The sequence below is a fragment of the Luteibacter sp. P1_D3 genome, from assembly GCF_056406135.1.
The window spans coordinates 37,767-44,043 of the sequence record NZ_JBFUAT010000001.1 but is presented as its reverse complement, the minus strand read 5'-3'; the positions used below and the strand labels follow the sequence as shown (position 1 = coordinate 44,043).

General features: G+C 65.2%; 9 protein-coding genes. 3 read left to right on the top strand and 6 right to left on the bottom strand.

Going from position 1 to position 6,277, the window contains the following annotated elements:
- Positions 1-56 precede the first annotated feature (56 nt).
- Together AC1DYM_RS00250 and AC1DYM_RS00245 are read right to left on the bottom strand one after the other, a co-directional pair.
- Positions 57-719 (bottom strand): class I SAM-dependent methyltransferase, encoded by a 663-nt coding sequence (locus tag AC1DYM_RS00250; RefSeq protein WP_477334844.1) that lies wholly within the window; start codon positions 717-719, stop codon positions 57-59.
- Between the two features lie 60 nt (positions 720-779).
- Entirely contained in the window at positions 780-1,061 is a 282-nt protein-coding gene (locus AC1DYM_RS00245) for a hypothetical protein (RefSeq protein WP_477334842.1), read from the bottom strand.
- 151 nt (positions 1,062-1,212) lie between these two features.
- Between AC1DYM_RS00245 and AC1DYM_RS00240 the strand changes: the two genes are divergently transcribed.
- The 3 genes from AC1DYM_RS00240 (at position 1,213) to AC1DYM_RS00230 (ending at position 3,388) form a co-directional block, all read left to right on the top strand.
- Positions 1,213-2,448, top strand: coding sequence for an MFS transporter (locus AC1DYM_RS00240; protein ID WP_477334840.1), 1,236 nt, complete (start codon positions 1,213-1,215; stop codon positions 2,446-2,448).
- 54 nt (positions 2,449-2,502) lie between these two features.
- A complete protein-coding gene (locus tag AC1DYM_RS00235; RefSeq protein ID WP_046978475.1) occupies positions 2,503-2,991 on the top strand; it encodes an FKBP-type peptidyl-prolyl cis-trans isomerase in 489 nt (162 codons plus the stop codon).
- A 190-nt stretch (positions 2,992-3,181) separates the two neighbouring features.
- Positions 3,182-3,388 (top strand): hypothetical protein, encoded by a 207-nt coding sequence (locus tag AC1DYM_RS00230; RefSeq protein WP_477334838.1) that lies wholly within the window; start codon positions 3,182-3,184, stop codon positions 3,386-3,388.
- A gap of 57 nt (positions 3,389-3,445) precedes the next feature.
- Here AC1DYM_RS00230 and AC1DYM_RS00225 read toward each other — a convergent pair whose 3' ends face one another.
- From AC1DYM_RS00225 to AC1DYM_RS00210, 4 genes are all read right to left on the bottom strand, one after another.
- Positions 3,446-4,372 carry an MASE1 domain-containing protein gene (locus AC1DYM_RS00225; RefSeq protein ID WP_477334836.1) on the bottom strand — a complete coding sequence of 309 codons (927 nt, stop codon included), beginning with the start codon at positions 4,370-4,372 and terminating at the stop codon, positions 3,446-3,448.
- Between the two features lie 142 nt (positions 4,373-4,514).
- A complete protein-coding gene (locus tag AC1DYM_RS00220; protein WP_477334834.1) occupies positions 4,515-4,922 on the bottom strand; it encodes a DUF6326 family protein in 408 nt (135 codons plus the stop codon).
- Positions 4,919-5,623 (bottom strand): DUF4386 domain-containing protein, encoded by a 705-nt coding sequence (locus tag AC1DYM_RS00215; RefSeq protein WP_477334832.1) that lies wholly within the window; start codon positions 5,621-5,623, stop codon positions 4,919-4,921. Before AC1DYM_RS00215 ends, AC1DYM_RS00220 begins: the two co-directional genes overlap by 4 nt.
- 141 nt (positions 5,624-5,764) lie before the next feature.
- A complete protein-coding gene (locus AC1DYM_RS00210; protein ID WP_477334830.1) occupies positions 5,765-6,217 on the bottom strand; it encodes an organic hydroperoxide resistance protein in 453 nt (150 codons plus the stop codon).
- Positions 6,218-6,277: the final 60 nt, after the last annotated feature.

Below are 6,277 nucleotides of genomic sequence, written 5' to 3'. Positions count from 1 at the left end.
ACCAGGGCCTGTGCAGACAGGTAGGAGCCGATTCATCGGCGATGCTCTTCAAGGCCTCACCCCCGCCGCGAAGCCACCATCAGATAGCTGTTATACGGCGTCCGCCCGAACAAGGGCCTGAAATCCACCCGGATACCCCGGGGCTCGAGCACCCCGCGAATATCGTCCTCGGTCGGAAAATACTGCGCCCCGCCAGGGATCCAGCCCACTGCCTCGATGAATTTTTCCTCCCACACCGTGGCCCGATAGCGCCAGGTGCCGTCCCGGATCACATTGCGCAGGATCAGCACGCCATCGTCCGCGAGGTGATCCACGGCGTACGCCAGCAGCTCCGCCTGGCGGTCCTCTGGCAGGTAATGGAGGACGTCCAGCAGGGCCACGTGCCCGCGCATCGCCTGGGGCGTCGTGGCGTCGACCTCGCTAAGGGCGATGCTGGCACCCAGTCCCGCGCGGTCCGCCGCGGCCCGGCCCGTGGCGATCTTCTCGGGGTCGTGGTCGAGGCCGAGGTAGCCGTCCAGCGCGTCGCAGGCGTGAAGGTAGTGCCCGAGGAGGCCCAGGCCACAGCCGATATCCAGCAGCGGCAGGCGCCGTCCGGCAATGGCGGTCGCGGTGGCGGCGTAGACGGGGTCGGTGGCGAGCTTGCCGTGGATGTAGATCCGGTCGCGGCGGCGACTGAACCGCGAGGCGATGCGTCGCCGGGTGCTGGTGTCGGGGGTCATGAGGGTCGTTTCCGTCCTGGAAAGAGCCGGGCACATCCCTCGTGCCCGGCCGATTCGGAATTACTTCTTGTTGAGCGGGTTGTCCTTCGAGAGGTACGCGTTGTACTCCTTCTCGTCGATCTTCCCGTTGTGGTCCGTGTCGTTATCGCCGATATGCATACGGAGCTGCTTCAGACGCTCGTTATCCGCCGGAATGTCCTTGCGGGTGATGAACTTGCCGTCTTTGGAGAGATCCGAGAACGCGGGCGCGTCGCTCGACGCAGCGGCATCCTGCGCGAGGGCGGTGCCGATACCGAGGCCGGCAATCAAAGCGAACGAAGCGAGCGAGTACGAAAACTTCATGAGTCCTCCGTCTGTCGTGGTTGGGCGTCCGTCGTGGGACGACGCCCCCCCAGTGTATCCACGGGTTGTGGGCCTGCCGTCAAGCGGGCGTTGGATTTCCGCGCGCTGTGCTACCGTCGGCGCCGCCTGAATCCGCGTTGAGGAATATCTGATGCCGCTTCCCGCCGCGCTGCGTGAACTCGATTCGACCCAGCGGCATACCGTCATCGCCAGCTTTCTTGGCTGGACCCTCGACGCGTTCGACTACTTCCTGCTCACCTTCGTCATCCTCGCCGTGGCGAAGGAATTCAACGTCTCCAAGCAGGAGGTCACCTACGGTCTGTTCCTGACCCTGGCCGCGCGACCGATCGGTGCGCTCATCTTCGGACGGCTGGCGGATCGCTACGGGCGCCGTCCCGTTCTGATGTTCGACATCGTGCTGTTCTCGGTGCTTGAGGTCGCGTGCGCGTTCGCGCCGAGCCTCGGCATCCTGCTCGGCCTGCGTTTTCTTTTCGGCATCGCGATGGGTGGCGAGTGGGGTATCGGTGCCTCGCTGGCGATGGAGTCCATCCCCGCGACATCGCGCGGTTTCGTCTCCGGTCTGCTGCAAAGCGGCTATCCCTGCGGCTTCTTCCTCGCCGCGTTGGCCAACTGGCTGCTGGTCGACCATATCGGCTGGCGGGGCCTGTTCATCGTCGGCGCCGCTCCCGCCCTGCTGGTCCTCTACATCCGTCGCAAGGTGCCGGAATCGCCGGTCTGGGAAGGGCGTCGCACCGAGGCCCGCGAGAGCGTGTTCGTGTCGATGCGCGGCAACTGGAAGCGGTTCATCTACATGATGTTGCTGATGGCGGCCTTCAACATGTTCAGCCACGGCTCGCAGGACATGTACCCCACCTTCGTGCAGGAGACGCTGAAGATCCCGGCAGGCTCGGGTACCGCCTTCATGCTTACGGCGCTGCTCAACCTCGGTGCGCTCTTCGGTGGCCTCACCTTCGGCTCGCTGTCGGAGCGGATCGGCCGGCGCAAGGCGATCATCATCGCCGCCTTGCTGGCGATCCCCGTGATCCCGTTGTGGGCGTACGGCGGCTCGCTGCTTTTCCTCGGCCTGGGCGCCTTCCTCATCCAGGTGATGGTGCAGGGCGCCTGGGGCGTCGTGCCGACCCACCTGAACGAACTGTCGCCGGACGCGGTGCGCGGCACCTTGCCGGGGTTCGCCTACCAGATGGGTAACCTGCTGGCGGCGATCACAGCCACGGCGCAAACCTGGATCGCCGCCCAGCGCGGCGGCGATTTCGCCTTCGCCATGTCGACCTGGATCGCGGCGGTCGCCGTCCTGCTGGCCTTGCTCACCTGGCTGGGGCCGGAGGCCCGCGGCGTCGGTTTCGGAAAGAAGCGCGATGCGGCGTGACGCCGGGCCCGGCGGCCGGTAAAATGCCCGGTTTTCATCCGGTAGAAAACGATCATGCAGGCTGGCAAGGACAAGGTCATCTCGTTCCACTACACCCTCACCGTCAACGGTGAGCAGGTCGAAAGCTCGGTGGAGGGTGGCGAGCCGCTCTGGATCCTGCTCGGTCACGGCCAGCTGATCCCGGGCCTGGAAGCCGGCCTGGAAGGCAAATCCGTCGGCGACACCTTCGACGTGACGATCGAGCCGGAGCAGGGCTACGGCCCGCGCCAGGATGGCCTCACGCAGCGCGTGCCCAAGAAGTATTTCCCGCAGCAGGGCAAGGGCCTGAAGGTCGGCACCTCGACCGTCCTGTCGCTGAAGGAAGGCGGCAACCGCGTCGTCGTCGTACAGAAGATCGGTTCCAGCGTGGTGGACGTCGACCTCAACCACCCGATGGCCGGCAAGACCCTGACCTTCAATGTCGACGTGCAGAACGTCCGCGATGCCACGCCGGAAGAAATCGAGCACGGCCACGCGCATCCGAACGGCGACGCCGCTCACTGATCGGCTAGCCCGGCGCAACGAGAAAGGCACCTTCGGGTGCCTTTTTTTTTGCCTGCGCACCGGAAATGTACATATTCGGCAAAGGCTTGCCAGCCTTGCCGTATCAGCCCGTCCTTCACTCTGCTGGGTGCGATCATCGCGATGCCTGCGTATCCACGCAGGCCTATCCCATCAGACCAAGGACACTCTCATGAACCTCTCCCTGCGCATCGTTTCGCTCGTCGTCGTGTCGTTCGCCGCCGCCTCCGCCTTCTCGACCGACGCACCTTCCGTCACGCATCGCTCGATGCAGGACCACAGCGCCACGGCACAGGCAGCACGGCCGTCGGACGGCGCGCTGCAGATGGTTGCCGTGAAGTGCACCAATCCGCGCGAGTGCAGCGTCGGCGGTGCGTAATTCCGCTGAGCGGCGCGACCCTTCGTGACGTCGGGTCGCGTCGCTAGTTTCTTGCGATCAGGGATGGATCGTCGGGTGCGCTACGTGTCGATCCACGGCGGTGGAGGACTTCCTGATGCCGACGATCAGGCTGCCGGAGATGACCAGCGCAACGATGACCTGCGCGCGGATCATTGCCGGGTCGAGCAGAGTCGCGGAGGTCGTGGCGAGGGCGACGCTGGCGAGCAGTCCGCCGATCGCCGTGCCCGTCCACCCGTGCCGTGCGGTGAGGGCGATCACCGGTGCGGCGATCGCCAGGCGAAGCACGTCGAGGGTCAGGCCGGTCGACACCGATGCAGTGGCCGCAAAGAGAATGAAAAGCGGCAAGGCACCCAGGGCGACGTCGCGGGTCAGCCTGCTGGCGAGGAGGCGCTTCCAGGACAGGCTTTCACGGAACCATTCGCTGACCGCCAGGAGGATCGGCGCCAGACTGAGCGCGCCCAGGTAGGCGCCGAGCACGTAGGCCAGGAAGTCGATCAAGCCTTCGGCACGCCAGGCTTCCCAGCCGTCCGGGTTCACGATCAGCGCGGCGAAGACGGCCGCGTCGGTACGCACCGCGGTGACCAGGGCGCAGACCAGCGTGGCGTAAAGGATCGTATTGGCGTTGAGCTGCCCGTTGGCGTCGTAGAGCGGCATCCTCTCCCGGATGGCTTTGACGAAGGGCATGCACAGCGGGATAAACGGAATGGCGGAGACGGAAGCCCATGCCCAGCCGAAATCCTCGCCGTGAAGCAGGGCGTTCTGCATGACCGGCACCGACTCGCCCAGAATGAGGGCGGGCCAGAAGCGGTAGGGCACCAGGAGCAGGCAGGCCAGGCGAAGTCCCGCCGTGAGAATCCAGTGGGAATACGAAAAATAGCGGGCCACCTCGTAGCAGGCGGCGTAAGCCGCAGCCACTGCAAGGACTTGTCCCAACGGCACACGCTCCCTGGTCGCTCCTTGCATGCTGCTCGCTCCCCGGCGATTCCTCACACGTCAATGATAGTGCTCAGCGCCGCATCCGGCGGGCTGGCGTCATGCCGCATCATGTGGTCCCGCCGCCCGGATGGGAAGGCCGCGGAGGGTTAATTGGCAACGATTGCCGAATTTACATGCTTTTCGGCCAACGCCACGCGTAGACCACCGCCGCCGCCGTGAGCAAGACCTCCACAACGCCCAGCGTCACGTAAAACGCCGGGGCGCCGGGCATCGTCAGCAGCATGATGACCGTGTAGACCACGCCGAAGACGATGTTCGTCCAGCGGCAGATGGCCGCCGGAAGGGCCAGGGAGCCGAAGATCATCAGGGCGGGCACCGCCATCATCAGGCTTACCCCCACCAGGATGCCCGGTGTCGTGGGTCCCAGGGGCCCAAAGTTGCCGGCGATCATGTCCTGCAGCCGTCCGGGCGCGAACAGGCCGAAGAAATCCCCGTAGATGTAGCAGGCCATCAGCGATGCCCAGATGCCGGCCAGCTTGACGCGTAGCGGTACCCGGATGTCTTCGAGCGCGGTCACGCGTTGGGTCTCCCCATCAGGACGTGGCGCCGTGCGCCGAAAGCGACCAGCCAGAGCATGAAGGCGATCTCGCCTAGCTGGAGCGGAAAACAGATCCCGTCGAGGCTGTCCGAGAGTTGCGGCATGACGAAGCCCACGACGCTCTGGGCGATGTACGCGAGCCCGTTCAGGACCAGCCAGACGGCCAGCATGCGTGGAAGGAAGCCACACTGCCAGACCAGCAAGGCCAGAGGGATGAGCCACAGGCCCCACAAGGTTTCCGCCGCGGTGATGACTTCCCGATGCATACGCAGGAAGAGCATGGCGAGCGATTCGCGCTGGGATTGGGTGAAGGCATCGAGGAAGGGCGCGCCTTTGACCAGGACGAGCGCCACGGCATCGTTGGCAATGTTGATGAAATAGATGGCCGACGGAAGCAGGCCCCCGAGGATGACCACCAGGAAGGCCAGCGTAGGACCGGTGGGTTTGAACAAGCGGTAGAGCGCAAGCACGACGAAAATCAGCACGGTCCCGATGAACAGGTCACCAGCCATGCCCCAGCGAAACAGGGTTTCGTGCGCCGCGATGTTGGCGGCGGTCTCGGCCGGATGACCGGTGGCGAAAAGCGTGGTGGGGATGTAGATGAGGCGGAGCGGGCCGACCAGGCAGATCAGCAGGTACAGGAGTCCGGCAAGGCGAGCCTGCCTGTCGAGCGCTGTCATGGCGATCCCCTCGCGATGGTGGTCCGGCCATGCGAAGGTGCGCCCGTTGGACGGCACTGCCGCGTGCCGAAAGTCCTGCCATGCAACGAAAACGGCGCCCGAAGGCGCCGTTTCGTCGAACCGGGTGGTTGAAGAACCGGGTTACGCGACCGTCTTGCCGTTCACCGAAATATCGACATCGACGTTACCGCGGGTGGCGTGCGAGTACGGGCAGACCTTCTCGTGGGCGGTCTTGACGATCTCCAGGGCGGTGGCGTCTTCGACACCCGGCAGGGTGACTTCGAGCTTCACCTTGATGCCGAAGCCGGAGTCGTTGCGCGGACCGATGCCGACCGAGCTGGCGACCGAGGCGCCGTCAACCTTGACCTTCTGCTGGCCGGCGACAAAGCGGACGGCACCTTCGAAGCAGGCGGCGTAACCGGCGGCGAAGAGCTGCTCGGGGTTGCTGCCGCCGCCGTTGCCGCCCATTTCCTTCGGCAGGCGCAGGTCGAGCTTGATCAGGCCGTCATCGCTTTCGACGTGACCTTCGCGGCCACCGGCGACCTTGGCGTGGGCGGTGTAGAGGACTTCTTTGAGGTTCGAGAGGTTGCTCATGATCAATGTCCTTGGCGTTCGTGATGGGGGAGGGCGTCGGCGGTGCCGGGCCACGAGAGA

Bases quoted from the DNA above. Each gene is read 5' to 3' on its own strand.
- AC1DYM_RS00210 (WP_477334830.1), bottom strand. From the start codon at position 6,217: ATGAGCAACCTCTCGAACCTCAAAGAAGTCCTCTACACCGCCCACGCC.
- AC1DYM_RS00245 (WP_477334842.1), bottom strand. From the start codon at position 1,061: ATGAAGTTTTCGTACTCGCTCGCTTCGTTCGCTTTGATTGCCGGCCTC.
- AC1DYM_RS00230 (WP_477334838.1), top strand. From the start codon at position 3,182: ATGAACCTCTCCCTGCGCATCGTTTCGCTCGTCGTCGTGTCGTTCGCC.
- AC1DYM_RS00240 (WP_477334840.1), top strand. From the start codon at position 1,213: ATGCCGCTTCCCGCCGCGCTGCGTGAACTCGATTCGACCCAGCGGCAT.
- AC1DYM_RS00235 (WP_046978475.1), top strand. From the start codon at position 2,503: ATGCAGGCTGGCAAGGACAAGGTCATCTCGTTCCACTACACCCTCACC.
- AC1DYM_RS00225 (WP_477334836.1), bottom strand. From the start codon at position 4,372: ATGCAAGGAGCGACCAGGGAGCGTGTGCCGTTGGGACAAGTCCTTGCA.
- AC1DYM_RS00215 (WP_477334832.1), bottom strand. From the start codon at position 5,623: ATGACAGCGCTCGACAGGCAGGCTCGCCTTGCCGGACTCCTGTACCTG.
- AC1DYM_RS00250 (WP_477334844.1), bottom strand. From the start codon at position 719: ATGACCCCCGACACCAGCACCCGGCGACGCATCGCCTCGCGGTTCAGT.